The sequence below is a fragment of the Polyangiaceae bacterium genome, from assembly GCA_020633205.1.
GTDB lineage: Bacteria > Myxococcota_A > Polyangia > Polyangiales > Polyangiaceae > JAHBVY01.
This window is the reverse complement of the sequence record JACKEB010000012.1, coordinates 57767-82713: the sequence shown is the minus strand read 5'-3', so window position 1 is coordinate 82713 and position 24947 is coordinate 57767. Positions and strand designations below refer to the sequence as shown.

Annotated in this window: 23 protein-coding genes; 18 read left to right on the top strand and 5 right to left on the bottom strand. The window is 64.0% G+C overall.

Going from position 1 to position 24947, the window contains the following annotated elements; translation table 11 throughout:
- Positions 1 to 31 precede the first annotated feature (31 nt).
- From H6718_12365 to H6718_12345, 5 genes are all read left to right on the top strand, one after another.
- Complete coding sequence (locus tag H6718_12365; GenBank protein MCB9586187.1) at positions 32 to 1525, top strand: hypothetical protein; 1494 nt, start codon at positions 32 to 34, stop codon at positions 1523 to 1525.
- A 381-nt stretch (positions 1526 to 1906) separates the two neighbouring features.
- Positions 1907 to 4069, top strand: coding sequence for a catalase/peroxidase HPI (gene katG / locus H6718_12360; protein ID MCB9586186.1), 2163 nt, complete (start codon positions 1907 to 1909; stop codon positions 4067 to 4069).
- Positions 4070 to 4198: 129 nt separating this feature from the next.
- Positions 4199 to 5302 (top strand): hypothetical protein, encoded by a 1104-nt coding sequence (locus tag H6718_12355; GenBank protein ID MCB9586185.1) that lies wholly within the window; start codon positions 4199 to 4201, stop codon positions 5300 to 5302.
- Positions 5284 to 6534 (top strand): phosphatase PAP2 family protein, encoded by a 1251-nt coding sequence (locus tag H6718_12350; GenBank protein MCB9586184.1) that lies wholly within the window; start codon positions 5284 to 5286, stop codon positions 6532 to 6534. Before H6718_12355 ends, H6718_12350 begins: the two co-directional genes overlap by 19 nt.
- On the top strand, positions 6531 to 8072 hold the full coding sequence (locus H6718_12345; protein ID MCB9586183.1) for a glycosyltransferase family 39 protein: 1542 nt from the start codon (positions 6531 to 6533) through the stop codon (positions 8070 to 8072). The genes H6718_12350 and H6718_12345 overlap by 4 nt, the downstream gene beginning before the upstream one ends.
- A 15-nt stretch (positions 8073 to 8087) precedes the next feature.
- Here H6718_12345 and H6718_12340 read toward each other — a convergent pair whose 3' ends face one another.
- Positions 8088 to 8495 (bottom strand): DUF1801 domain-containing protein, encoded by a 408-nt coding sequence (locus H6718_12340; protein MCB9586182.1) that lies wholly within the window; start codon positions 8493 to 8495, stop codon positions 8088 to 8090.
- Positions 8496 to 8735: 240 nt separating this feature from the next.
- Between H6718_12340 and H6718_12335 the strand changes: the two genes are divergently transcribed.
- Positions 8736 to 9419 (top strand): winged helix-turn-helix transcriptional regulator, encoded by a 684-nt coding sequence (locus tag H6718_12335; protein MCB9586181.1) that lies wholly within the window; start codon positions 8736 to 8738, stop codon positions 9417 to 9419.
- A gap of 18 nt (positions 9420 to 9437) precedes the next feature.
- On the opposite strand, the gene H6718_12330 is transcribed toward H6718_12335, so the two are convergent.
- Positions 9438 to 10193 (bottom strand): SDR family oxidoreductase, encoded by a 756-nt coding sequence (locus tag H6718_12330; protein MCB9586180.1) that lies wholly within the window; start codon positions 10191 to 10193, stop codon positions 9438 to 9440.
- A gap of 97 nt (positions 10194 to 10290) precedes the next feature.
- Between H6718_12330 and H6718_12325 the strand changes: the two genes are divergently transcribed.
- Positions 10291 to 11211 carry an AraC family transcriptional regulator gene (locus H6718_12325; protein ID MCB9586179.1) on the top strand — a complete coding sequence of 307 codons (921 nt, stop codon included), beginning with the start codon at positions 10291 to 10293 and terminating at the stop codon, positions 11209 to 11211.
- A gap of 144 nt (positions 11212 to 11355) precedes the next feature.
- Positions 11356 to 12798: an FAD-dependent monooxygenase gene (locus H6718_12320; protein ID MCB9586178.1), complete on the top strand. Its 1443-nt coding sequence runs from the start codon at positions 11356 to 11358 to the stop codon at positions 12796 to 12798.
- Here H6718_12320 and H6718_12315 read toward each other — a convergent pair.
- Positions 12795 to 13730 carry an aldo/keto reductase gene (locus H6718_12315; GenBank protein MCB9586177.1) on the bottom strand — a complete coding sequence of 312 codons (936 nt, stop codon included), beginning with the start codon at positions 13728 to 13730 and terminating at the stop codon, positions 12795 to 12797. The two genes, H6718_12320 and H6718_12315, sit on opposite strands and share 4 nt — an antisense overlap.
- 152 nt (positions 13731 to 13882) lie before the next feature.
- Between H6718_12315 and H6718_12310 the strand changes: the two genes are divergently transcribed.
- Positions 13883 to 14689: a helix-turn-helix transcriptional regulator gene (locus H6718_12310; GenBank protein ID MCB9586176.1), complete on the top strand. Its 807-nt coding sequence runs from the start codon at positions 13883 to 13885 to the stop codon at positions 14687 to 14689.
- A gap of 6 nt (positions 14690 to 14695) precedes the next feature.
- Here the strand turns inward: H6718_12310 and H6718_12305 are convergent, their stop codons facing one another.
- Positions 14696 to 15112 carry a GFA family protein gene (locus tag H6718_12305; protein ID MCB9586175.1) on the bottom strand — a complete coding sequence of 139 codons (417 nt, stop codon included), beginning with the start codon at positions 15110 to 15112 and terminating at the stop codon, positions 14696 to 14698.
- A 76-nt stretch (positions 15113 to 15188) separates the two neighbouring features.
- Between H6718_12305 and H6718_12300 the strand changes: the two genes are divergently transcribed.
- The 5 genes from H6718_12300 to H6718_12280 all read left to right on the top strand — a co-directional run bounded on the left by H6718_12300 (position 15189) and on the right by H6718_12280 (position 18905).
- Positions 15189 to 15620 (top strand): helix-turn-helix transcriptional regulator, encoded by a 432-nt coding sequence (locus tag H6718_12300; GenBank protein MCB9586174.1) that lies wholly within the window; start codon positions 15189 to 15191, stop codon positions 15618 to 15620.
- A 7-nt stretch (positions 15621 to 15627) separates the two neighbouring features.
- A complete protein-coding gene (locus tag H6718_12295) occupies positions 15628 to 16140 on the top strand; it encodes an N-acetyltransferase (GenBank protein MCB9586173.1) in 513 nt (170 codons plus the stop codon).
- Positions 16141 to 16343: 203 nt separating this feature from the next.
- Complete coding sequence (locus H6718_12290) at positions 16344 to 16766, top strand: nuclear transport factor 2 family protein (protein MCB9586172.1); 423 nt, start codon at positions 16344 to 16346, stop codon at positions 16764 to 16766.
- Positions 16767 to 16784: 18 nt separating this feature from the next.
- The gene (locus H6718_12285) at positions 16785 to 17735 is read left to right on the top strand and encodes a LysR family transcriptional regulator (GenBank protein MCB9586171.1); all 951 of its coding nucleotides are present in this window, start codon (positions 16785 to 16787) and stop codon (positions 17733 to 17735) included.
- 81 nt (positions 17736 to 17816) lie between these two features.
- Positions 17817 to 18905 (top strand): transporter substrate-binding domain-containing protein, encoded by a 1089-nt coding sequence (locus H6718_12280; GenBank protein MCB9586170.1) that lies wholly within the window; start codon positions 17817 to 17819, stop codon positions 18903 to 18905.
- 130 nt (positions 18906 to 19035) lie between these two features.
- On the opposite strand, the gene H6718_12275 is transcribed toward H6718_12280, so the two are convergent.
- A complete protein-coding gene (locus H6718_12275) occupies positions 19036 to 20178 on the bottom strand; it encodes a hypothetical protein (protein ID MCB9586169.1) in 1143 nt (380 codons plus the stop codon).
- A gap of 132 nt (positions 20179 to 20310) precedes the next feature.
- On the opposite strand from H6718_12275, the gene H6718_12270 reads away from it, so the two are divergent.
- The 4 genes from H6718_12270 to H6718_12255 all read left to right on the top strand — a co-directional run bounded on the left by H6718_12270 (position 20311) and on the right by H6718_12255 (position 24945).
- Positions 20311 to 22977: an NACHT domain-containing protein gene (locus H6718_12270; protein MCB9586168.1), complete on the top strand. Its 2667-nt coding sequence runs from the start codon at positions 20311 to 20313 to the stop codon at positions 22975 to 22977.
- A gap of 74 nt (positions 22978 to 23051) precedes the next feature.
- Positions 23052 to 23231 carry a hypothetical protein gene (locus tag H6718_12265; protein MCB9586167.1) on the top strand — a complete coding sequence of 60 codons (180 nt, stop codon included), beginning with the start codon at positions 23052 to 23054 and terminating at the stop codon, positions 23229 to 23231.
- Between the two features lie 115 nt (positions 23232 to 23346).
- Positions 23347 to 23859 (top strand): WHG domain-containing protein, encoded by a 513-nt coding sequence (locus tag H6718_12260; protein MCB9586166.1) that lies wholly within the window; start codon positions 23347 to 23349, stop codon positions 23857 to 23859.
- A gap of 150 nt (positions 23860 to 24009) precedes the next feature.
- Positions 24010 to 24945: an NAD-dependent epimerase/dehydratase family protein gene (locus H6718_12255; GenBank protein ID MCB9586165.1), complete on the top strand. Its 936-nt coding sequence runs from the start codon at positions 24010 to 24012 to the stop codon at positions 24943 to 24945.
- Positions 24946 to 24947 lie beyond the last annotated feature (2 nt).

The following is a 24947-nucleotide window of genomic DNA, read 5'->3' as shown; positions in this document are numbered from 1 at the left end:
CCAGGGCGCCACTCCGAGATGATTGCGGCCCGTGTCAGAGAACCAAGCCGCGCGCATCGCGCTGCCGTTTGCCGGCCTGGGGCTCCTGCTTGCGCTGAGCCTGGTGTTGGCGGTGAACCACATCAAGGGCCTGGCCCATGAGGACAACGCGTCCGAGAACCAGGCCGACAGCGCGCCAGCCAGCCCAAATTTGAACGAGGGTCCTGTGCGCCCGCTCAACGCCGGCCCGGTACGACCCGTGCGCCAGAACCCGGAGCTCGGGGGCATCATCAAGCGCCTCGCCGCGACGGACAAGCCGACGCGCGATCAGGCGATGAGCGAGCTGTTGGCCCTGCGTAACCAGCCGTTTTCTGGGGCGGACGGACTGGCACTGATCGCTGCCGCAGGGAATCAGTACCCGAGCAACGGCGAAGCGTATCGCGACACGCCAACCGCGCTACTCGAAGTAGCGGGCGTTGCGCCTCACGTGGCGTACGTCTCAGCAGTACGCAAGGTCTACCCGAAGCTTACAACTTTCGCGCAAACTCAAGCCCTCAGGCTGCTGTCTACCATCGACGATCGCTCCGCTGCGACCACGCTCGTCGAGTTGCTGGAGCAGGGCGTCGTGGCCGGCACCGCTCCAGCGCTCGACGTCGATCTGCTCCGGCAGAAGCCGCGCTTCTCCGACGTGTACTTTCCGCGGCTGTTCAAGAGCGCGAAAGGCAAGCCACGCTACGGCGTGTTGAGCCTGGCTCTCGCCTACGCAGCGCACGGCGAGCTTGAGGGTGCTGCGCTCCGCGAGCAGGCGCTCCCGCTGATGGTCATGTACGCTCCCCTCCACGAGGCGATCACCAAAGCTCAGCGGAAGGGTGGTCCGAACTGGCTGTATGAGGAGCCCTACCTCGAGGCCCAAGACGAGGCGGAGATCTTGCTCGACTTGATGGGCTATGTGCCCACGGCAGAGGTCGAGCAACCCCTCGAGGACGCGCTGAAGTTGAAAGCCCCGCGTCTGGTGTGCTTCGCCGCACTGTCGCTGGTGCGCCATGGAGTAGCGGTGGACCCAGCGGCCCTGGAGCGCATCGCCGCCAATCCGGAAATGCGGGGGACGTTGTTCGATGGCCTCGGGGCGCTGGAGCGCGAGAGCCTGTTCCCCGAGAAGTACAAGACGCAGCAAGCGTTTGCGGAATGGGACATGGTGCACTGGCTCGTTTACCCAACGGAGCTTGGGCGACCGCCAGACGAGATCGAGCTCATGCAGGTGATCTCGGAAGACACCAAGACCCCTGAAGGGGTGATGGAGTGGTACCTCTTCCGCTTCCGCATGAAGGCGCCACACTCGATGGCTAGCGATGGCTGGATGGCAGGCGTTTCAGGCCCGTTCCAGCGCTCGGAGGCTCCATCGACGCGCTCCTACGGCGACACCTTCAGCTCCTTCACCAAGTGGAGCGAACGCACGCCGGAGGAACACGTGGCAGACGTTCGCGCGCTGATCGCGAAGCATCAAGCAGCGAACCCCAGCGGCGGCATACCCTACTCCGCAGACTAACCAACGTTTCCCCGAGGATCTCACGCGGTGTCGCGCTCGGAAAGCTCCAAGCAGCTATTCGAACGCTAGCTCACCGCCTGATGGCTGGCGAAGCGCTCGCGGTAAAGCGCCGGCGTCACTCCGTAGGCTTGAACGATCGAGGGGCTACGCCGACATCGAGCCCGAACTCGCGTGGGAGCAGTGGCAGGTGGTCCGCTCTTCCAAGTGAGTTGGACAACGAAATATCGTCTCTCCAACGATATAACGTTGCTGCAGAACACCGAGATATCGGCGTGCAGTGCTCTAGCTATCGAAAACTGCAACGAAAACCTCACGCAGGGTTGGTACACCTTTCGCTAGGGTACAGGGACCACCCAAGAGCGAAGACACAGGAGAGATTCGATGACGACTGAAGGCAAATGCCCGTTCCACGTGGCGGGCGGCGGCACCCAGAACCGTGACTGGTGGCCTAACTCACTCAAGCTCGAGCTGCTTCACCAGCACTCGGAGAAGTCGAACCCGATGGGTGACGACTTCAACTACGCCGAGGAGTTCAAGAGCCTCGACTTTGCAGCGCTGAAGAAAGATCTCGAAGCGCTGATGACGCTATCCCAGGACTGGTGGCCCGCCGACTTCGGGCACTACGGTCCGTTCTTCATCCGCATGACGTGGCACGCCGCGGGCACCTATCGCGTGGGCGACGGACGCGGAGGCGCGGGCAGTGGTCAGCAACGCTTCGCGCCACTCAACAGCTGGCCGGACAACGTGAGTCTCGATAAGGCGCGTCGCCTGCTCTGGCCGATCAAGCAGAAGTACGGTCGTAAGATCTCGTGGGCAGACTTGATCGTATTGACGGGCAACGTCGCGCTCGAGAGCATGGGTTTCAAAACCTTCGGCTTCGGCGGCGGGCGCGAAGACGTCTACGAGCCAGACCAAGACGTGTACTGGGGCAAGGAAGACACCTGGCTCGGCGGTGACAAACGCCGCGCGGAAAAAGATGATCTGGATAACCCCCTCGCGGCGGTCCAGATGGGCCTGATCTACGTCAACCCGGAAGGCCCCGGCGGCAACCCGGATCCGGTCAAGGCGATCGAAGACACTCGCGAGACGTTCGCGCGGATGGCGATGAACGATGAGGAAACTGTCGCGCTGATCGCGGGCGGACACAGCTTCGGCAAGACCCACGGTGCCGCCCCGGCGAGCAACGTCGGCCCCGAACCGGAAGCCGCGCCGATGGAGCTGCAAGGGCTCGGTTGGCACAACAGTCACGGGACTGGCGTGGGTAAAGACGCGATCACCAGCGGCCTCGAGGTTACGTGGACCGAGACACCCACCAAGTGGAGCAACAACTTCTTCGAGAACCTCTTCAACTACGAGTGGGAGCTCACGAAGAGTCCGGCTGGTGCGCACCAGTGGGTCGCGAAGGACGCGGGTGAGACCATCCCCCACGCCTTCGAAGATCGAAAGATCAAGCCCACCATGCTGACGACGGATCTCACGCTGCGCATGCACCCCGACTACGAGAAGATCTCGCGCCGCTTCTTGGAACACCCCGATCAGTTCGCGGACGCCTTCGCTCGCGCGTGGTTCAAGCTCACCCACCGCGACATGGGACCGAAGTCGCGCTACCTCGGCCCGGAGATCCCCGCGGAAGACTTGCTCTGGCAGGACCCGCTGCCTGAGGTCGATCACCCGCTGATCGATGACCAGGACGTCGCTGCCCTGAAGGCAAAGCTCCTCGGATCTGGCCTCTCCTTGTCGCAGCTCGTCACGACGGCGTGGGCGTCGGCCAGTACATTCCGCGGCTCTGACAAGCGGGGTGGTGCCAACGGCGCGCGCATCCGGCTCGCCCCGGCCAAGGACTGGGAAGTCAATCAGCCTGACCAACTCAAGAAGGTGCTGCCAGTGCTGGAGAAGCTCCAGAGCGAGTTCAACGCCTCGGCGAGCGGAGGAAAGCAGGTATCGCTGGCAGATCTGATCGTGTTGGGCGGTTCGGCGGCGGTAGAGAAGGCGGCGAAAAACGCGGGCTATGACGTGCAGGTTCCTTTCACGCCGGGACGAACCGACGCCACTCAGGAGCAGACCGACGTTGAGAACTACGCCTACCTCGAGCCTGTCGCGGATGGCTTCCGCAACTATCAGAAGCAGAAGTTTGCGGTCAGCACCGAGGAGCTCTTGGTCGATCGCGCTCAGCTGCTCACCCTCACCGCGCCGGAGATGACGGTGCTGATCGGCGGCATGCGGGTCCTCGGAACGAATCACGGCGGCACCAAGCACGGCGTGTTCACCACGAAGACTGACACCCTGAGCAACGACTTCTTCGTCAACCTGCTCGACATGGGTACGGAGTGGAAGCCCGCAGGGGACCACTTCGAAGGGCGCGATCGCAAGACGGGCGCGGTGAAGTGGACCGGAACTCGCGCCGACCTGGTGTTCGGCTCGAACTCCGTGCTCCGCGGACTGGCCGAGGTCTACGGAAGCTCCGACGCGGAAAAGAAGTTCGTGAACGACTTCGTCGCCGCTTGGGCCAAGGTGATGGATCTGGATCGCTTCGACGTGAAGTGAGCCTCGACCCACCCTGATGCGCACTACCGGCCACGTGAAAACGTGGCCGGCGGTGTTTTGTCGTGAAGCCGCATTGACCCCCATCGATGAACCCTCCTACGGTCGGCTCTGGGGAGCTTGAGTGGTGGAATGAAGCGGTTTGCATGGTTGCGTTTTGGGTGCTTGTGCTTTGGGGTGTTGGCGGTCGCTGGCTGTGACGGGTCATCCTCAACGGCTGCCTCGGGCAAACCAGATGCTGGGCAAGACGCCGCCACCGATGGCAGCGGCGGCGCGCAAGATGCCGGCGGCGACGGAGACAGTGGCAGCGTCGCCCAGTGCTCCCTCACCCCCGAAATGTTCGCCGACGAGGACGCGCCGTTCGGACTCACGCTGAGCGAGGGAGAGCTGTGGTGGAGCGCCGTCAGCCCCGGAGGCTATGGGTTACGCCACTTGGGCGAGGGGCAAACCGAACCTGAGACCGTCCTCGAGCGCGCTACGGGGCTGGCGGGTCTCGCCGTGCAAGACGGCAAGGTGTTCTTCACCGATCGCGCTTCAGAGACCGTGCACAGCTGGGATGCAACGACAGGTGAACAGACCCTGGCTGGCGTCCCGGGTGTCGATGACTTCACGATCGCGGTCGAAGGCGAGTCCGCGTACGTCGTGGCCCACGGTGACGACGCAAGCGGCTTCACGCACCAGATTTTCCGTGTACCGACCAGCGGCGGCAGCGCCGAGCCCCTCGGCAGCATCAGCGTGGGTCAAGCGGACGGTGACTTGATCCACGGCCTCAAGAGCGGTTCCGAGGGGATCTACTGGACGAGCAATACTGGCTCACTCTTCATGGTGGATCGCATGAGCGGCGGCGTAACCGAACGCCTGGCGATCAGCGACGGCATCCGTTCGTGGGATCTCAACCAGACCGCTAGCGGAGACGAAATCTGGTTCATGCGCTGGACCGATGACCCTGAAATTTGGGTGCTTCGCGCTGGCGCCAGCGATCCGGAGCAGGTGCTGGCTCAGGCCCATGGCCGCACCGCGCTGCATTTCCACGCAGGCATCGTCTACTGGTCTCAGGTCGAGGGGATCTTCGCCCTCGATGCGACGGCGGACTCCCCTCAGGCGCTGAGCCTCGCCGCGGTGGATGGTGTCTCCGTGACCTCGATCATCGACGACGGCAGCCAGCTCTTTTGGGCCAACTCAGCCACTCGTGATTTCGGAGGAGGACTCGGGCGCGCATGCCTCGGGCTGCCGTGACCGCGCGGCGCTTCCTGAGCTGCTACCGCGCGATCGGGTTGCTTCCCCTCCTCACGCTGTGCGTGACCGCCCTCGCAGCGTTGGTGCATCACCACAGCTCGCTGCCAACAGCGTACACCTGGCTCGAGCCGCTACGCACGCTGAAGGATGTCGTTTCCGAGCAGAATTTCATCGCAGCGATCGTAGCGATCTTTCTGCTCGGCAGGCTGCGCCTGCGGGGTGGATGGCGCTTCGACCTGGCGTTCGACGGCGCGCGACTCAGGCGGAACGCGCTCGTGCGCATGGCGTTCGGAGCCTGCGTGATAGCGGCCGACGTCGCACTCTTCGAGCATCACACTTGGCTCGACGCGCTTGGCCTGATGATCGCCGCGTTGGTGCTGCCACTGCCAGAGTCCAGCCAGCGCCGCCGAGTCGTTGGCGAGGTGATCGTCGCAGCCGTGGTGTTCCTGTTGATCTGCTACGCGTTCACCATCTTCAAAGCGCTGGTGCTGGTTGATCGCTCGCTGTGGGACGCACGGATCATCGCCCTGGAACGCTCAGTGTTCGGCGTGGAACCCCATCGCTACTTCGCGGCCCTCGGCGCACGGAGCCCGAGTCTCAGCGCGTGGTGCGACTGGGTCTACTTTCACTTCTTTCCCCACATGGCGTTGGTCAACGTACTCTTGGTGGGCATGCGCGCTTCTCGGGAACGCATCGAGTATCTCGGAGCGCTGGCCATCTGTTACATCCTTGGCGGGCCGCTTTATTGGCTCTTTCCCGGCGTTGGACCGAGCTACCACGAGCCCCAGTTGTTTCGTTTCCTCATGGATGTACCGAACGGGCTCACCCTCCCCGTGCGGGGCTGGCTGGATGGCAACACTCAAGCGGTGCTGATGGGCAAAGCGCAAGTGGTGCGGACTTGGGGCTACGTGGCCTGCATGCCCAGCCTGCACATCGCTCAGGAAGTCGTGATGTTGTGGTACGCTCGGCGCTCCCGACTGGCACTCGCAATTTCGATCCTGTTCACTGGCTTGACGGTACTCGCGGTGATGTTGCTCGGGTGGCATTACCCCACAGACGTCGTCGCTGGCTGCGCCGTGGCAGCGCTCGCGGTGTGGATGGCCCATCGTTGGCGCGGCTCGCTGCTTCCCGAGCGGGTCATGCCAGCGGAAGACCAAGCGGTGCCGCCACGTCCGCAGTGGGGCGAGTTGCTCGCTGGGCTGCGACGCTTGGCTGGCGCGAGGGTCGAGTGAGCGAACGCCGAGGGTTGTTGGCAATCGCCGGCGCTGGCGGACTTTTGCGTCTTTGGCTTGCCCTGCGGAACTTGGATGTCGTCGACCGCCTCTTCGTCCCTGACGACACCTACTACACGCTCAGCATCGCGCGTTCTTTGGCGGATGGCGTCGGCCCGAGCATCAACGGTCAGCTAACCTCGGGCTTTCAGCCGCTTTTGGCTTTCATCGCCGCGCCAGTTTTCGCCATCACGTCGAACCCGGACGCTGCCTTGCGCTTCGTGCTGATCCTCGGGGCAATCAGCGACGCTTTCTGCATCTTCGCGCTGGGCGATCTCGCGCGACGCTTGGGCGGCAGACACGCGGGGGTTCTCGCGGCGGCCTTGTGGGCGCTATCCCCTGCGGCGGTGAGTAACGCGCTCGGTGGCTTGGAGACCAGCCTCGCGCTGGCTTTGGAGCTTTGGCTGGTGGTCTGCTGGTGTGAACTCCGCAGTCATTCTACACGGAAACGGGCCGCGCTCTGCGGCTTGCTAGCAGGCCTTGCGCTGCTCGCACGAGTCGATGCGGTGTTCCTCGTGGCTGGTTTGGGGGTGAGTGAGCTCCTGCGTCGCAGCTTCAAAACCATTGTGGTCGCAGCGGGAGTCGCGGCGCTCGTGGTCGCGCCGTGGTGGCTCTACTCTTGGGTGCAATTCGGTAGCGTGATCCCTGAGAGTGGCGGCGCGGTGCGGGAGATCGTGCGCATGCACCAGTCGCTGTACCTCAAGCCGCCGATGCAGATCGGTTGGGCCCTTGGTTCGCTGCTCGGTGTGTTCGGCGACACCACGCGGCTCAAGCAAGCGCTGTTCGACAATGCGGGCGCCACCTGGGCGGCGCTCATTGGTGCGGTGGTGCTAGGCGCTTCCTTCGCGAAACGCTGGCTACCGCTGAATGGTCCAACCGCGCCGATCACGGCCTTCGCGGCGCACGGCGTGCTATTGCTGGGGTTTTACGCGCTCTTCTTGCCTGCGATTTGGTTCTTTCCGCGTTACCTCGCGGCAACTGAGGCAGGCCTGGTACTCGCGGTCGCGGTGTTCGTGAGTCGGTTGCGGACGAAGACACAATCGCGAGTCGGATACGCGGCGTTTGCCTGCGGGCTTGCCTACGCTGCCGCCACGACGTTGCCCTGGCTGTTCCTCACCCCCGAACAAACTCCCAGCAAGGGGTTGCACGGAGCCAAGGGCTACCGAGAAGCAGCTCGGGAAGTGCTAGAGCTACTGCCAGAAGGTGCGACGGTCGGCGCGCTCCAGAGCGGCGCGCTCAGCTACTACGCGCCCGGCGACGTGCGCGTGATCAACCTGGACGGCGTGGTGGACGCGGAGGCGTTGGACGCCGGAAAGGCGCACCAACTCTCGGGCTACGCGAAGCGCCGCGGGGTGACGCACTTTGCCGACTGGAAATTCAACTTTGAAGCGTTCGTGCGGCTCTCGCGCCCCGAAGAGCTTCCGCAGAACGTGAGGTTCGTCGACGCCGCGAGCCCCCAAGGTGACGATCGATTCTTCGTCTACGCGCTCGAGTGGTAGGCGCTGGTCTTGCCATTAGGCAAGCGCCAGCTGGGCCGACAGATCTTGATACGCCGCGGCTATCAGCGCTTCGAGCGCTGCGGCATCCACCGCGAGTCCAGGGCGCAGTTTCACGTGACGCATGCGCTTGCCGCTGCCCTCGAGCAGCTTCGTCGGGTCCGCCAAGAACGCGCCACGAAAGAAGCCGAGATTCACGTGATGGGTGTACACGTTCACGTAGCCGAGCGCCGCGTCTGCGATGCAAGCGGTCGGCGCGCCGTCATGCATCAGCTCCAGCACATCGGGGCCGGATTGCCGTAGTTGGTTGAACCATCGCTCCGCGAGCGCGCCTAGCGCGGGGTTCTGCTCGCGGAACCAAGCGGCGACCCGGGGGTCTTGTGTCAGCGCGGAATCAAGCCTGAACAGTGCATCCGGCGACGGCATCAAGGGAGCTTACCAGGATGCGTTGAGCCGGCCCACGGTGGGGCCCCAGATTCGGGGCCCCCGGGTGGTCGCCGGAAGTGGCGGGCTGGCGCTACTCGGCGGCATCCTCCTCTGCACCGGCGGCCAGCCGCTGCGCGCCGCGGCACACCTAAGAAGTAGCCTTCGTCCCCGATCCTCTCCACGCCTTAGAATGTAGTTACCCACTACACATTCTGTAGTTAGCCCGCGGAGCCCCAACGGATGAGCATCAAGTACGGCCAAATCTGCCCCATTTCCAAAGCCGCCGAGATCCTCGGGGAACGCTGGACACTGCTCATCATCCGCGAGCTCTTGCTCGGCACCAGCCGCTTCAGCGATTTTCAGCGTGCCCTCTCGCAGATCTCCCCAAGCCTGCTGACGAAGCGGCTGAACCAGCTCGTGGACGCGGAGCTGGTGATCAAAAAGAAATCCTCAGAGAAACGCACGGAGTACTTCCTGACTCCTGCGGGGCGTGAGCTGCAGCCGCTCCTGATGGAGCTCGGCAACTGGGGCAGTCGCTGGGCGCGGGGGCAGATGTCCGACGACGAGCAAGACATCGAGATGCTGATGTTCGACTTCTGCCGCCGCATCGACGCGTCCGAGCTGCCTGCGTGTCGCAACGTCGTTCACTTCGTCGTCGGAGGCGTCGAGCGCTTTCCGCGCTGGTGGATCATCATCGACAACGACCAGCGGGAGCTGTGCGTCGACAAACCGGTAGATCCGGTCGACCTCACCGTGTCGACGGACGTGCGCACCCTGAGCGAGATTTGGGCCGGAGACACGCCGATCGCAGACGCCAAGCGCGCCGGACGCTTCGAGCTCAAGGGCTCGCCGGTGCTCTCACGCACCATTTCCGCATGGTTCCGCAGAGGGATCTTCGCTGACGTGCGACCCGCGGCAGAGTGAAGGGCGCTGAGGCGTGTTCTAGCCCCTCGCCCACTCGACGGCGTCAGCCCCAGCGGGTAAGCGCAGGGGGCACTGCGTGTCGTTGGCCGCTCGCCAGACTGCTTCGGCGACGTCGATGGCGTTCGTAGAAAGCGCGGAGACGCCGCTGCTGACGCGCTCGAAAACACCACGCGCGAAGTCCGCATAGGCCTCGGGAATGCTGACTCCCGTCGCCTCCATCATCGCTCGCGCGTTCTGCCCAAACGGCGTCTCGCGACACTGGCCCGGCAACACCAGGCGCACCCGAACGTCGAACGGCGCGAGCTCCAGCGCAAGGCATTCGGTGAACGCATTCAGCGCGGCTTTGCTCGCCGTGTAGGTGGCGAGCAATGGCAGCGGCCTGAGGGTTACGGTGGACGATACGTTGACGAGGACGCCCGACTTCTTCTCAGTGAACTGTGGAAGAAACGCCCGGCACAGCGCCATTGCCCCAAACGTGTTGGTCTCGAACACACCACGCACGCTCTCGAGCGGCGTGCCCTGGAACACGCTGAGCAAACCCACCCCGGCGTTGTTCACCAACACGTCGATGGGCCCCGCTTCCTGAACGAGGCGCACGATGCTCTCCGGGTTTGTCACGTCGAGCGGCAGCACGCGCAGCTGCTCCGACGCCGGCAACGCATCCTCCCGAGGCGACCGCATGGTGGCGATCACCTTCCAGTCTCGCTCGAGGAAGTAGCGGGCAGTTTCAAGTCCAAAGCCGGAAGAGCAGCCGGTGATCAAAATCGTCTTCATGGAACCTCCTGGTGTCCTGAGTTGCCTTCATCACCTAGAGAGGCGGCGCCGGACGCGCTATAGTTCAGCGTCCACAAATCATTAGTAGGAGTCCGCCATCACCGATCCCCTCGCCGACGTTGTCTCCTTGCTCCAGCCTCGCGCGCCGTTCTCCAAGCTCTCGAGCGGCGCCGGGCGCTGGGCTGTTCACCGCGCGGAAAGTGGTCGACCGTTCTACTGCGCGATCCTCGAAGGCGCGAGCCGACTCGCCGTCGAAGGTCACGCGCCGTTGCGACTCGAACAGGGAGACTTCGTGCTCGTGCCATCGGCGACGCGCTTCACTTCCTCGAGCCTCGAACCGCCTCGGGGCACGCGGGACAGTCCTCACCACGTGCTACCGAACGGGGAGTTCCGTTTGGGCAAGCGCGAGGGTCCGCCGGATGTGCGCATGCTCGTCGGCTACTGCGAGTTCGCGTCAACCGATGCGAGCCTGCTGGTTGGACTGCTTCCGCGCCTGGTGCACGTGCACGGGAGGCAGCGCCTGGCGACGCTGATGCAGCTCGTGCAGGAGGAGTTCCGCGAGCAACTGCCTGGACGCGAGGTGATCCTCGCGCGGCTGCTCGAGGTTTTGCTGATCGAGGCGCTGAGGGCGACGTCGGACATGGATGCCGCTCCGGGACTTCTACGTGGGCTCGCGGACGCACAGATCGCCGCAGCACTGCGGTGCATCCACGCACAGCCTTCAATGCCCTGGGCGGTAACGGAACTTGCCAAGGAAGCGGGCTTGTCTCGCTCGGCGTTCTTCGAACGCTTCAGCCGGGCGCTGGGTGTCGCGCCGATGGAGTACTTGCTCGGTTGGCGCATGGCGCTCGCGAAGGACCTGCTGCGCCGCGAGCGGGTCACGCTGGCAGAAGTGGCGGAACGCGTCGGCTACGGATCCGCGAGCGCCTTCAGCGTCGCGTTCACGCGCCATGTCGGCGTCGCGCCCGGGCGCTTCGCTCGCGAAACAGGGCGTTTTACCGAGCGAAATGGCGCTTGAGGGGTGAAAATGCGGCCGACCGTCGGCGCGACGACTAGCGCGCTGCTTTGAAAGCGCACCCTCACCCCCAACCCCTTCAGCTTCGTTATATGCCACACCCACCGGGTTGCGGGAAGCCCCAATACGTGCCGCAAAGTGCTCGCCATGAACGAATACGAAGTGGTGATCGCTGGTGGGGGTCCAACTGGGCTGATGCTCGCTGCGGAGCTGGCGCTCGCAAGCGTGAACGTCGCCGTCGTTGAGAGTCGACCGACCCAGGAGCTGATTGGTGCACGCGCTCGAGGCCTCCACTCGCGAACGCTGGAGGTGCTCGATCAACGCGGAGTCGTCGAGCGTTTCCTCGCGGCAGGAACCACTCATCAAGTCGCCTCGTTCGTACACATCTTGAACATCAGCGATTTGCCGACTAGGCACAACTACGGGCTGGCGCTCGAACAACGGGTGTTCGAACGGATCCTCGCGGATTGGGTGAGCGAGCTCCCGGTACATATGCTGCGTGGCCGCGAGGTGACGGGCTTCTCCCAGGGGGACGATGGCGTCGAGGTATTGCTGGCTGATGGGGCGCGCCTCACCACCCAGTACCTAGTGGGCTGCGACGGTGGGCGCAGCGTGGTTCGCAAGGCTGCGCACATCGAGTTTCCGGGTTGGGAGCCTTCCATCAGTTACTTGATCGCCGAAGGGACCCCCAGCGAGGAACCACCGTGGGGCATCCAGCGCGCCGCCCTGGGCGTGAATGCCATCGGGAAACTCGACGAGGGCAAGCGTATGGGCGTCGTGTTGATCGAGCCTCAGGTGAACACCGGCATCACGCCGAACCTCGAGGAGCTGCGGGAGCGGCTCGTCGCTGTCTACGGCAGCGACTTTGGGATCCACGACGTCACCTGGCTCTCGCGCTTCACCGACGCAGCTCGCCAAGCGGCAAGGTATCGCTCCGGTCGAGTGCTGCTCGCCGGAGACGCCGCCCACGTTCACTCCCCGGTTGGCGGACAGGGACTCAACCTCGGCGTGCAAGACGCAGTGAACCTGGGGTGGAAGCTCGCCCAGGTGGTGCGAGGCACTTCAACCGATGACTTGCTCGACACTTACCACGGCGAGCGACACCCCGTAGGCGCCCAGGTGCTCAAGCACACCCTCGCGATCACCGCGTTGAGCCGCGGCGATGATCGCACGAACGCGCTGAGGGACTCCCTCGCGGAAGTGTTCGCGATGGACGAGCCACGCCGGCACTTCGGCGCGCTGATGTCGGGCCTCGACATCCATTACGACTTCGGGCCCGGTCATCCGCTGCTCGGGCGCCGCATGCCGGATCTCGATTTGATAGTCGAGGGCAAGCACACGCGCGCCTTCGAGCTTCTCCGCACGGCAAAGCCGTTGCTCCTCAACTTCGTCGCTGTGCCCCTCCGCGCAGGGCAGGATCACCTGCAGTCTGTCGTGGCCAAGTGCAGCGAGCGCTGGGTGTTGCCAGGTATTGGCGAGGTGACACCACCCAGCGCCGTATTGGTTCGCCCCGATGGCCACGTGGCCTGGGTGGGCGAAGGCCGCGACGAGGGCTTGGACGCCGCGCTCCGCCGCTGGTTCCGTCGCTAGCGCCGCTCGCTATCGAGCGCTGCCATATGCGCCGCTGGGTAACGAGTGCCAGCGAATGCGCCAGCGGGCGCGATGGCTTCCACCGCCGCGAGTTGCTCAACGTCGAGGGGCTGCGCCGAAAGTGCCTCTTCCAGCTGCTGCTCTGAGCGCATACCGAGGGTCGGGGTGAACCGCGGCTCCTTCGCCTGCACCCAGCCGATGGCGAGCTGACTCGGGGTCATTCCCCAGCTCTTGGCAAGCTCGCCGAGGCCCTTCACGATCTTCGCGTTCGCCTCGGCATTTTCCCCGGAGAAACGTGGCATGTGCGCGCGAGCGTCTCCAGGCTTGAGCTCGCTGGCGGAGAGCAGTCCCCGCGACAACACCCCATACAGCGTTGCTCCGATGCCAAGCTCATGCAGCAACGGGAAGATCTCCGCCTCCGGTCCGCGGCTAGCGATGGAGTATTCGATCTGCAAGTCGGCAATCGCATGCACGCCGGCGGCTCGGCGAATCGTTTCAGACCCCACTTCGGAGAGCCCTATCGTGCGCACGTAGCCTGCCTGGACCAACTCAGCGATGGCGCCGATGGTGTCTTCGATCGGCACCGCTGGGTCCAGACGCGCCGGGCGGTAGACGTCTACGTAATCCGTCCCAAGGCGTACCAGCGAGTAGGCCAAGAAGTTCTTGAGCGCCTGGGGGCGGGCATCTACCCCACCCCAACTTCGATCGGGGCCGAGCAGCGCGCCAAACTTCAGCGACAGCTTCACCTGCTCCCGGCGCCCAGCGATGGCTTTGCCAATCAAGAGCTCGTTGTGACCCGCCGCGTAAAAGTCAGCGGTGTCCAAGAGCTGCACGCCGCGCTCAATCGCCGCCTGAATCAGCTGGATGCTCTGGGTGTCGTCGGTCTTGCCGTAGGGGCCACTCAACCCCATGCAGCCAAGTGCAATGTTCATCGTGGAGTCCTTCCGTCTCGAGTTCGCGAGCACGAAGCAGCTCGCCCAGCTTACATGGCGCGCGGCGGCTGAGCGGCTTGGCGCTGCTTGGCAGAATCACCCGCCAAGAACGTACAAGCGCCGCGATATCGGCGATGCTTGAGTGAGCCCCGATGGATCGCCTGAATGAGCTGCCAGTCTCCTTGCCCGGCCTGAGCGCCGGACGCGGCACCACATCCTCACGCCACACGGGCATGAAGGAGCACTTCGGCGTCGGTCGCATCGAATCTGGCGACACCGAGTGGTGGGGCAACGGCCGCGCCTGGCGCTCCCGCGCCGGAAGCATCCTGCTGAAGCAACCTGGAGACGTGGTGCGCCACCTCTCCCACGCCGGGCCCACCACCTTCACCGTAGTCCGTCTCCCCACGGATATGGTCTTACAGGCAAAGGCTCAGCTACGAGCAGGCGTCGTCCACCCTCAGCTCGAGCCCGGCGACGAGCGGGCAGCGCCTTTTCACCGCCTGATCGACGCTATTGAGGCACAGGCTGACTCCTTCACGCTCGAAGTCCTACTGGCAGAGTCAATCTGCGCGTTCACTCCGCTCTCCGGCGGCTTACCCGACTACTCACGTCCGGTAAAACGAGCGGTGGACTGCTTGCGAGCCTCACTCAGCCAGGCCATCACGCTGGATCAGCTTGCCGCAGAGGCCGCCTACGACAAGTTTCATCTCTGCCGCGCCTTCCGTAAGGAAATCGGCATGCCCCCGCATCGCTACCTGACTCACCTGCGCATCGCTGAAGCAAAGCGTCTGTTGAGGGCGGGGGTGAGGGCGTCCGACTTGGCTCCGCTGCTCGGCTTCTACGATCAAGCGCAGCTGACGAAGCACTTCAAGCGCATCGTCGGCACCACACCGGCGCGCTTCGCAAAGGGGCGGCGCGGCATCGAGGATCAGTACCAGCTCTACACACGAGAATGCTGAGGCCCCTCAAATCGCTTCAGGATAGGGCGGCGCCTCATCGTAGCGGCGCTCCCGACCGTTGATGTAGCGCACCGGGATCGCGGCGAACTGCTCGGGCGAGAGGTCGAGCGTCGGGACGGAGATGGCGTGAAAGGTTCCTCCCAGTGCCTCCAGCTCGCCTCGGGCGAAGGTGCGCACGCCACATTTCCCGCAGAAGGAAAACGTTAGGTGCGGCTCGCTCTCTTCCGGTGGCGTCCAGCGGTACTCCGACGCCTCGCCCGCGATCAGGCGGAAACGGCTAGCCCCCTTCGCAAAGGCGAACCACGCACGCGCCTTGACGCAGTATGAGCAGTTGCAGCGGTTTGACCCGTCAGTCAGATCCAGCTCGGCCTCGAAGCGGATCGCTCCGCAGTGACAACTCCCCGTGTAGGTTTCTAGCGACATTTTGCCTCCTTGAGCGCTTGCATTTTGCAAGCAGTTGCAACCTACATGACCACTTTTAAAATGCAAGCAGTTCCTCATGACCCAGAACGAGCCGCGCTCCTACTGTCCCATCAGCTTGTCCCTCGAGGTCTTCGGTGACTCGTGGACGCTCCTCGTGCTGCGCGACATGATGTTCGCTGGCAAGCGCCACTTCCGAGAGCTACAGCAGTCTGACGAGCACATCTCGTCGAACATCCTCGCGGATCGTCTCTCGCGCCTCGTCGAGCACGGCCTGCTGACGAAGTCCGTCGACCCCACGCACAAGCAAAAGGCGATCTACTCCCTCACGGAGAAATCGATCACACTGCTCCCCGTGATCGTGCAAATCGGTGCCTGGGGTTCGCGCTGGGTACCCGACGCAAAGAAGCTCGATAAAGCCGCACGGAAACAGGTGCGTACGCTGCAAGAGGGCGGTCCTGAGGTTTGGGAGCACGTGATGTCGGAGTTGCGCTCCCAGCACCTGAAGTAGCCAGACGATGACACTAGTTTTCCGCCCAGAGCAGGCCGGCGACGTTGCAGCGATTCATCGCCTCAACGCCGCAGCGTTCAAAACCGCCGCGGAGGCCCGGCTGGTGGACGCGTTGCGCGCGAACTCAGCGCTGAATCTGTCGGTCGTCGCGCTAGCGGATGATGCGGTGATTGGGCACATCGCGTTCTCCCCCGTCACGATCGAGTCGGAGGGGGCCACATTCGCCGGCGTTGGCCTCGGACCGATGGCGGTCGACCCGCTGCGGCAACGCGAAGGGATCGGCGGACGCCTGATCCGGGATGGCCTCGAGCGTCTCCGCGCTGCGGGCCACGAGATCTGCGTGGTGCTCGGTCACGCCGACTACTACCCACGCCATGGCTTCGTGCGTGCGAAACCGCTAGGGATCTGCTGGGAGAATCCGGTACCCGACGACGTCTTCTTCGTTCAAGAGCTCCGCCCCGGTGCACTCGACGGCGTCACTGGCGTCGTCCGCTATCGTCCCGAGTTCGCGGCCGTGTGACTACACGGAGCGAACAGGTCGTAGGTTCGCGGAGACGAAGCCTCGCGGAACTCGCAATCCGCCAGCCGCATAGCGAGTATCAGGACTAGTCATTGGTGACATGACTTGCAGACTCGCAGACTCCAAGCGTGACCCGTCTTGTTCCAGCACTGCTCTTGGTGCTTTCGCTCGCCGCTTGCGGACGACCTCCGGAGGATTCATCGATGACGCGTTTGACGGCGACCAGCGAGGTCTATCGCGAGGTTGAGACACGCATCTCCCAAGCGTATCAGGGCATGGCGCGCGGCGACCTGGAGGGGTTGATGACGCTCTACACGCCTGACGCGGTGATCCAGAGTCCGGGAGAAGCGCCCGTGGAAGGGAGCGCTGAAATCCGCGAATTTTGGCGAGGAACGTTCGCGACGTACCGAGTCGAGATGGTGCCGACGCTGTCCGAGGTCACCCAGGATGGCGACTTGGTGGTCGTGCGGGGAACCGCGAGCGGAGCGTTCCGGCCCATCGCAGGCGCACCAGCGGTCCAGGTCAACAGCTGGTTCATGCAGATCTACCGTAGGCAAGGAAGCGGAGGCTTGGCGTTCTGGCGAGGCGCCAATGGTCCGAATCCGCAGCTCGAGACAAAGCGCTAGTCACAATTACTTCTGCGCATGGCTGGAGCCGCTATCATCCACGAAGTGGATATCGCGACGCTGGACTTGAACTTGCTGGTGGCGCTCGAAGCACTACTCCTGGAGGGCCACGTCACGCGCGCGGCGCGGCGTGTGCACGTCAGCCAGCCCGCGATGAGCCGTGCCTTGGCGCGGCTACGCGAGATGCTGGGCGATGAGCTGCTAGTGCGGGTCGGTCAGCAGATGCAGCCAACTCCGAAGGCGGAGGCGCTGCTCCCTCGCCTACAGCGTATCCTCGCAGAGATCCGGGGCTTGATCGCACCAGATGGCTTCGACCCAAAGCAGGCTCGCGGGGTGTTGCGGCTTGCGGCACCCGATATTGTCACCTTTATGTTGGGTCCCGCTCTGATGCGCACTCTGCGCCGAGATGCACCGGGGCTCGATTTGGAGATAGTACGCTGGTCCCCTGCGTGGCGGGAACAGCTCGCATCCGGAGAAGTGGACCTCACGATCGGTGAGCCACGAGGCGACGAGCGCGGGATCTACGCAAAGCCTCTGGTGAGGCAGCGGTGGGCGACCGTGCTGCGTCGAGGCCACCCTGCCCTGCGGAAACGTTGGTCGCTGGATACCTTTGTGCAGTTGGACCATTTGTTGATCGGCGTCGGTTCGGAGGGCAGCGCCCACGTGGATGTTGCGCTGGCTCGCCTTGGCAAATCGCGACGGGTTGGGCTGAAGATACCCTACGTGGTGCTGTCCCCACTCATTGTGGCGGAGACCGATTTGGTGCTCACCACCGCCCTCTGGCTGGCCAAGAAGCTCTACGGCCAAGCTCGTCTCGTGATCAAACAACCACCGCGGCAGCTGGAGCTCGCGCCGGTCGATCTGCCGATGGTCTGGCACGAGCGCGCGCAGCGAGACCCTCAACAGCGTTGGCTGCGAGACGTGCTGAGCCGACTCGCCGAGGAGGCGGGAATGCTCCGGCCCGCCTGAAGGCGGCCGCGGTTTCATGTAAGGTGTCCTAAGGCGCGTCCCGTCGACGACGCGCCCTAGATGCCTTTTTGTGGAGCCCGGATGATTCGACGCACCTTCCACTCGATCCTGATTCTGATGGTCACCGTGCTGTTTGCGCTGAGCGCCGGCGCCGCCGAACCAGCCGCTACGCCAGAACGCACCTTGGTCGTTGGTGTGAAGGTTGCGCCTCCGTTCGTCATCGAAGACGGCGACCGCTACCGTGGGCTCGCAGTCGATTTGTGGGAAGACATCGCCGCCGATCAAGGCTGGCGTTTTAGCTACAAAGTGTACGACCTGGAGGGTCTGTTGGCTGCCGTGGAGAAGGGCGAGGTCGACGTCGGGCTCGGCGCGATCACCGTCACGGCTGAGCGGGAGCGGCGCATGGATTTCGCTCACCCCATCACGAGCTCTGGCCTTGGAGTCGCCGTGCGGAAAGAGGAAGGTTCTGGTTGGCTCGCTGTGGTGCAGGCGCTGATCTCCCCGGCGTTCCTCAAGGTGATCGGGGCGCTCTGCCTGTTGCTGTTGGTGGTGGGCCTTTTGGCTTGGCTCTTCGAACGCAAGCAGAACCCCGAGCACTTCGGAGGTAGCCACGGTCAGGGAATCTTCGCGGGGTTTTGGTGGGCGATGGTCACGATGACGACCGTTGGCTACGGCGACGTCGCACCGCGTACGATTCCTGGGCGCCTGTTGGGCATGGTCTGGATGCTCGCCACCTTGCTGGTGCTTTCGTTCTTCACGGCGTCGATTACCAGCGCCTTAACCGTGGGGAAACTCGGAGATCCCATCGAGAGCGGCGATGACGTCGGCCGCTTGCGCATCGCCAGTGTAGAGAACAGCACGAGCGGCGAGTGGCTCAAGCGAAACCAGAACGAGTTCAAGCCGGTGGACTCCTTGGACGCTGGACTGACGGCGCTGGCCGCCGGCGACGTGGACGCGGTGGTCTACGACGCACCGCTTTTGCGCTGGCAAATCAATCGCGACTATCACGGCCGGCTGCGGGTGTTACCGATTCAGCTGGAGCGCCAGGACTACGCCTTCGCGCTTCCGGACGACAGCCCGCTGACTGAAGGCATCGACACCTCGCTCTTGCAGCAGATCAACGGACCTGACTGGGACAGGCGGCTCAAGAAGTACCTGGGGGGGAGCTGAAAAATCCGGCGCCGCTACCTCGCTCGATCAAGAGCCTGGACTTCAGGCCGAGGCGCCGCGAAACCCTGCTCCTCGATCCAGGTCCGGAGTAGGCGTGCGAGAGCCATCCGGCCAACCCTGCTGACTCTTGCTATTCTGGAAGGCGAAACAGCGTAACCAGCATCGAGAAGTCACCGGCGCCGGACAGCACGGCAAGCGTGGCCCCCTTCGCCGCGACTCCGTAAACCGTATCCGGGGCGCTTCCAACGGCGCGAACTTGTAGTTTCGGATCGAGGACGACGATCTCCTTGCCTGCGGCAACCGCGAGCTGCTCACCCCAGTGTGTGATCAGCGGAGCGCCCCACCCCTCCGTGTTCTTGCGAAACACGATCGAGTCCCGAGATCCCGCGACGACGTCGATCAGTGAAACCCTCACGTCGTCGCCGCACATCTCAGCCAAGGCAACGGCTGAGGTCGAGACCTCGACCAGATCGTGAGAGTCGAACTTGGTGTCCTCACACAGCGAGGTCCCGTACGACGCGCCGTCTGGCAAGCGATGAACTGTCACCGTCGGTGCGCGATCTACGAGCACGCCAGAAGTGAGCCAGGCGCCAGAGGAGCCCGGAGCAAGAGCAGGGCTCGAGACGTCGTGCTCATACGTCTCTTGGTGGGTCTGCTTCCCCGAGGCGACGTCGTAAGTACGGAGCGTGAAGTATCCAGTGTCCCGCCAAGTGCGCACCCAAACGGTCGTCCCAGTTGGATCGCTTACCGTCGTATCGGCCTCGTCCAGCGCGAAGCTCTGAACGCCTGCAAGCGCGCCTTTCGCTCCCAGGGAGGCAACGTGTAGCGTCTGGGCATCGAAGCACAACAGCGTCGCTTCGGCTCCGCCTTGGAGCCCAAGGTATGACTGGCAACGCCACTCGAGTTCCGTAGAAGTGACGCTCCCGTGCTCGGACAGCACGCCGCTCCGCACCGGCACAAGGCCGTCGGGGATCAGCGATCCGCTCACCACGGCGAAGCCAGCGGCGGTTGCCACGATGCGCACTGGCGAGCCTCTCCAGCCATTCGCGGGCGCTAACGGCACGCTCGCCACGAGCTCGAGGGAGGGGGCGCCGCTGAGGTCGACGCGTGGGTCAACCGCCGCATCGGACGGTAGCTCCGCGTCGTCTGGCGGCTTGACTCCAGCGTCGCCCGGGCGTTCCGCATCGCTCAGCGCGCCGTCCGTCGTGCGCCCACAGCCGATGGTGAGAGCAAGCAAAACAACTGAGGAATAGCGGAGGACAGGCAAGTGCATTCAATCGCTGTAGTGCGGCAAGCCTGAATGAGCGCCTTAACCTGCCTTAACAGAACACCGAGCACCTGAACGGGTTCGCTTCGCATCGCCTCCCACTCCGTGAGAACCTGTTGCGGCACGTTCCTTTCAGCGATGACCCCACCGCAAGCACACTTCGATCTGCCAGCGTCCAGCTTCATTGGCCGCGAGGCGGAGCTTCGAACGTTGACGCTCTTGCTCGAGCAGCACCGTCTGGTGACAGTCACTGGCCCCGGTGGCATGGGCAAGACGCGCCTTGCGCTTCACCTGGTTGCAGACTGGCGTACGCGGATAGCAACGGACGATCGTGAGCACGCATGGTTCGTGGATCTGTCTGCGTGCCGGAGCGCGAGTCAGGTCGTGTCAGCGGTGGCGGCCGCGCTTGGTGCCAACGTTGGCTCCCAGCATGGCGACGCCACATCCAACATCGGGCATCGTCTGAGTCGACTCGGGCACATCCTTGTGGTGCTCGACAACGTCGAGCAGGTCGCGACTGCAACCGCACCGCTGCTCGACGCATGGGTACGTGGTGCTCCGACGGCGCGATTCTTGGTGACCTCGCGCGTCGCACTCGCCGTCGATGGCGAGCAGGTCGTGCCGCTCGATCCTCTCCAGCACGATCAGGCGGTCGCATTGTTCTTCGACCGCGCGAGCCTGGTGAGGCCCGCCTCGAAGGACGCCGAACCCGCGGTGGTTAGCCGGATTGTGGAGGCCATCGACCGCATGCCACTCAACATCGAGCTCGCGGCTTCGAGAATGAGTGTCTTGTCCGTCAGCGAGCTCGAGTCCCGCGTGGGGTCGGCTCTCGGCGTTCTGCGCAGCCCACGGCAAGGAGAGCGCCACGAGTCGATTCAGCGCGCGGTACTCGACTCCGTCGCGCTGCTCACGCCACCCGAACGACGTCTCTTCGTACTCGCCGCCACGCTGCGCAACGGCTTCACCTTGGAGGACGCCGAAGCCATTCTGAGCGAGCAGAAGTTGGGATGCGGTTCAGTGCTTGAAGGGATCCATGCGCTGATTCGGGCGTCGCTCCTCAGGGTTCATTTCCTCCCGAAATCTTTCAGCCACTATGCCTACTTCGAGACTATCCGTGAAGTTGCTGAGCAGCTCCTCCAGAGCGCGGAATTCCAGGGTGAGCGCGAAGCCGTGATTATCAGTCACGCACGGCACTTCGCGAGCCGGGCATCGGAGGTCGACGTGGAGCTGCAACGAGAGAACCTGCTGCTCGCTCACAAGACGCTCTGCAACCGCGCACTCGAAACAGGTTCTGCGCCGCTTGCAGTAGACTCTCTAGCGATCGCGATGTCGCTCGAAGCACACCTATTCGCCCGCGGCCAAGCGCGCCTCGTCTCTGAGCTCTTCGCGCACATACTGGAAGCCTTGGCGCCCGACGCGACGGACGAGTGCGTCGTAGACGCAAGCGTACGCGCGCTCCTCGGCCGAGGCAGCGCGCGGCGGGAGCTCGGGGAGAGCGCCCTCGCGCGCACCGATTTCGAAGAAGCACTCCAGATCGCGACGAGAGTCGCCGAGCCGGGACTCGCCGCGGTCGCATTGACGAAGCTTGGTGAGCTGGACGACGTGGCGAGCGACACGGTGCGTGCGAGGGCACGCCTAGACGATGCGATGAAGCTGCTCGCCCAAACGCCCGCAAACGATGTAAGGAAGCAGCGGGAAGCTCAGGTGCTGCGTCACCTCGGACACGCACACCGGCGGGAAGGCGCACTTGCGCCAGCGGTCGAAAGCCTGAGCGAGTCGTCGATGCGTTTCCGGGAACTTGGATGCGAGACCGAGCGCACCGCCGTGCTCTACGAGCTCGCCGTCGTTCAGATCTTCGCGAGCCGGACGCGCGAGGCACTGAATCTGGTCGATGAGGGGCTTGAGATCGCTAGACGCTGCGACACACCAGGTATGGAAGCGCTGCTGCTCCTGGCACGCGGAAGCGCATTGCAGGAAATGGACGATCTCGATGGGGCAGGAGCAGACTACGCACGAGCCGCGCAGATCTTCGCCGACCACGGCGATCGTCATCGCGAGGCGAGCGCGCTCTACTATCTCGGCACCACGCACCTCGAGCGCGAAGAACCACAAAACGCTCTCGCTGTGCTCGGACAGGCGCGTCGACGCATTGCGCCGGTTGGATCCCCGCGGTACGAAGCGCTGATCTCCGCGGGAATGGCGGGCTCACACGCTGCACTGCAGCGCTACGGCGAGGCAAAGCAAGAACTGCGGCGAGCCGAAGAAGCTCTCTCGCACGTCTCGCACGAACCAGCGCTCAGCGCTGCGGTCGCGATTCATCGCAGCTGCCTTGAGCTCGCCTCAGGTGACATCGCAGCGGATCAGCGCCCGACCGCAGTCGCCGAGGCGAATGCGCTGGTACGCCGAAACCCAAACGACGACTCGCGGTTCGCCCTGCGAAGGCTTTTGGTGTTCGCAAGCGGGGGCCGCAACCCGGAACCTCGCGCACTGGTCGTACGCTCCGACGGGGGTGGGTTCACGTTGCCCGGAGGTAACGCAGTTGCCTTGCCGGCGCGCTCTCCGCAGCGACTCATCCTGCTTTGCTTGGCGACGCGTCGAGTCGCGGCACCCGGCGAGGTCGTGTCGACCGACGAGCTGATCGCGGCAGGTTGGCCCGATGAACAAATCTTGAGTCACGCCGCGATCAACCGCCTGTACGTCGCGGTAACGACGCTCCGACGGCGTGGGCTGAAAGATCTCCTGCTCAGCGGTGGCGGTGGCTACTTGCTCTCCCCCGCGGTCGTGGTGCGGCTAGAGACCAACTAAGGCTCCAGCCCAAACTCACGCCCCAGTACCACTCGTTGCACTCGCAGAGCCGCATCAAGCTCCGAGGAACGAACATGAGCCCGAAATGGCCTCCCTCGGTGAAGACAATCTCCGTCGGGCCCGAGACCTTCTCCAACGCCGCCGGTGCGACGGCCGGCTTCGATGGCGTCGGTTCCAACGCGAGGCTGGTGACCTGCGCCGCCTTTCGCAGCGCACCGCTGCTCCCTCCCCCCCTGCCCCGCACCCAACTCTGAACGTCGACGACCCCTTGCACTATGATGGGTGCGTCTGGGAGGAACGACGTCAGCCGTGTCGAAGTCGAACAGCTATCACCATGGGGATCTACGCGCGACGTTGCTGAAGACCGCGATGCAGATGCTCGAGAAGCGCGAGCCGTTTTCGTTGAGAGCCGTCGCGCGCCAGGCAGATGTGTCGCGGACGGCGCCGTATCGGCACTTCGCGGATCGCGCGGAGCTCGAGTCGGCACTTGCGGTGGAGGGCTTTCGGGCGTTGAAGGCGCACCTCTTGAAGCGCGGCGAGCCAGCTTCCACGGCCGCCCTAGCTGAGCTCGGAGTTGCCTACGTCGAGTTCGCGCTGAAGCGTCCGAACCTGTTTCAGCTGATGTTCGGAAATCAGTGCGACACCTCAGACGTGGAGCGCGTCAGAGCGACCACAGAACTCCACGAGCTACTCGCAGTGGGCCTGGCCAAGGTGTTTCCTGAAGCCGACGCGACGGCGCTCGCCACCGCCTGTTGGAGCCTGGTGCACGGACTCGCGTGCCTACATTTGGACGGGAAGCTCCCTACGACGCCGCGGACAGCGGTCGCGCCCCGAGTGCGTGGGGCGATCGAGGCGATCTTCGCCCTACCGAGCAAGCAATAGAGTCTGACGCCAGCCGTATCAGGCGCCCCGATGTTGACATCGTCCACATCGAGCTCCAGAGTTCGCGAAGCGCGGAACCCAATACGGCTTGGTTTCGTGCCAATGTTGACGCCGCACACATCTTGAGGCCCGCGTCGGGAGTCGAAAGCAATGCAGGTCATTCTAGGAGCGAGTGGGCAGATCGGGCGTGAGCTTGCTCGCACATTGAAGCTCGAGTTTGAGCGGGATCTTCGCTTGGTGAGCCGCAACCCGCGCCCCGTGCACGCAAGCGACGAGCTCTTGAGTGCCGATCTACTCGATGCAGAGCAGACGCTAGACGCAGTAGCAGGCGCGGAGACGGTCTACCTCACCGCCGGGCTGCCGATGGACACGGCATCGTGGGTCGCGCACTGGCCGGTGATGATGCGCAACGTCATCGATGCCTGCGCGGCTCACGGCACCAAGCTCGTGTTCTTCGACAACACGTACATGTACCCGCAGACCAGCGAGCCGCAGACGGAAGACACCGCGTTTCAGCCAGGCGGCGCGAAAGGCAAGGTCCGAGCGGCGATCGCGACGGAGCTCCTGAATGCGATGTCTCAAGGCAAGCTCCAAGCGTTGATTTGCCGCGCGCCGGAGTTCTACGGGCCAGGTCAAACCCAGAGCATCACCAACGCGCTGGTGATCGACAAATTGAAAGCGGGAAAGCCAGCCCGAGTGTTTCTGCGCGACGACACTCTCCGCAGCCTGATCTACACCCCCGACGCAAGCCGCGCGATGGCGCTGCTCGGTAACACGCCGGATGCGTTCGGTCAGACCTGGCACCTGCCGTGCGACGATCAGCGCCTCACCTACCGCGAGTTCGTCGGGCTCGCAGCGACGACCTTCGGAGTGGCACCACGCTACCGAGTGCTGAAGCGTTGGCAGCTCTCCTTGGCGGGACTCGTGAACCAACAAGCGCGAGACGCAGCCGAACTCCTGCCGCGCTACGAGGTCGACAATCTGTTCGTCTCGGACAAGTTCAAGGGGCGCTTTCCGGACTTTCGGATCACGTCGTTCGCGCAAGGCTTGAGGACGATCCGCGAGGAAACTCAAGCAGGTCACTAACA

Excerpts from the sequence above, each read along its gene's own strand:
- katG (MCB9586186.1), top strand. The coding sequence starts at position 1,907 with ATGACGACTGAAGGCAAATGCCCGTTCCACGTGGCGGGCGGCGGCACC.
- H6718_12355 (MCB9586185.1), top strand. The coding sequence starts at position 4,199 with ATGAAGCGGTTTGCATGGTTGCGTTTTGGGTGCTTGTGCTTTGGGGTG.
- H6718_12350 (MCB9586184.1), top strand. The coding sequence starts at position 5,284 with ATGCCTCGGGCTGCCGTGACCGCGCGGCGCTTCCTGAGCTGCTACCGC.
- H6718_12340 (MCB9586182.1), bottom strand. The coding sequence starts at position 8,495 with ATGCCGTCGCCGGATGCACTGTTCAGGCTTGATTCCGCGCTGACACAA.
- H6718_12335 (MCB9586181.1), top strand. The coding sequence starts at position 8,736 with ATGAGCATCAAGTACGGCCAAATCTGCCCCATTTCCAAAGCCGCCGAG.
- H6718_12330 (MCB9586180.1), bottom strand. The coding sequence starts at position 10,193 with ATGAAGACGATTTTGATCACCGGCTGCTCTTCCGGCTTTGGACTTGAA.
- H6718_12320 (MCB9586178.1), top strand. The coding sequence starts at position 11,356 with ATGAACGAATACGAAGTGGTGATCGCTGGTGGGGGTCCAACTGGGCTG.
- H6718_12315 (MCB9586177.1), bottom strand. The coding sequence starts at position 13,730 with ATGAACATTGCACTTGGCTGCATGGGGTTGAGTGGCCCCTACGGCAAG.
- H6718_12310 (MCB9586176.1), top strand. The coding sequence starts at position 13,883 with ATGGATCGCCTGAATGAGCTGCCAGTCTCCTTGCCCGGCCTGAGCGCC.
- H6718_12305 (MCB9586175.1), bottom strand. The coding sequence starts at position 15,112 with ATGTCGCTAGAAACCTACACGGGGAGTTGTCACTGCGGAGCGATCCGC.
- H6718_12300 (MCB9586174.1), top strand. The coding sequence starts at position 15,189 with ATGACCCAGAACGAGCCGCGCTCCTACTGTCCCATCAGCTTGTCCCTC.
- H6718_12295 (MCB9586173.1), top strand. The coding sequence starts at position 15,628 with ATGACACTAGTTTTCCGCCCAGAGCAGGCCGGCGACGTTGCAGCGATT.
- H6718_12290 (MCB9586172.1), top strand. The coding sequence starts at position 16,344 with ATGACGCGTTTGACGGCGACCAGCGAGGTCTATCGCGAGGTTGAGACA.
- H6718_12285 (MCB9586171.1), top strand. The coding sequence starts at position 16,785 with ATGGCTGGAGCCGCTATCATCCACGAAGTGGATATCGCGACGCTGGAC.
- H6718_12280 (MCB9586170.1), top strand. The coding sequence starts at position 17,817 with ATGATTCGACGCACCTTCCACTCGATCCTGATTCTGATGGTCACCGTG.
- H6718_12275 (MCB9586169.1), bottom strand. The coding sequence starts at position 20,178 with ATGCACTTGCCTGTCCTCCGCTATTCCTCAGTTGTTTTGCTTGCTCTC.
- H6718_12270 (MCB9586168.1), top strand. The coding sequence starts at position 20,311 with ATGACCCCACCGCAAGCACACTTCGATCTGCCAGCGTCCAGCTTCATT.
- H6718_12265 (MCB9586167.1), top strand. The coding sequence starts at position 23,052 with ATGAGCCCGAAATGGCCTCCCTCGGTGAAGACAATCTCCGTCGGGCCC.
- H6718_12260 (MCB9586166.1), top strand. The coding sequence starts at position 23,347 with ATGCAGATGCTCGAGAAGCGCGAGCCGTTTTCGTTGAGAGCCGTCGCG.
- H6718_12255 (MCB9586165.1), top strand. The coding sequence starts at position 24,010 with ATGCAGGTCATTCTAGGAGCGAGTGGGCAGATCGGGCGTGAGCTTGCT.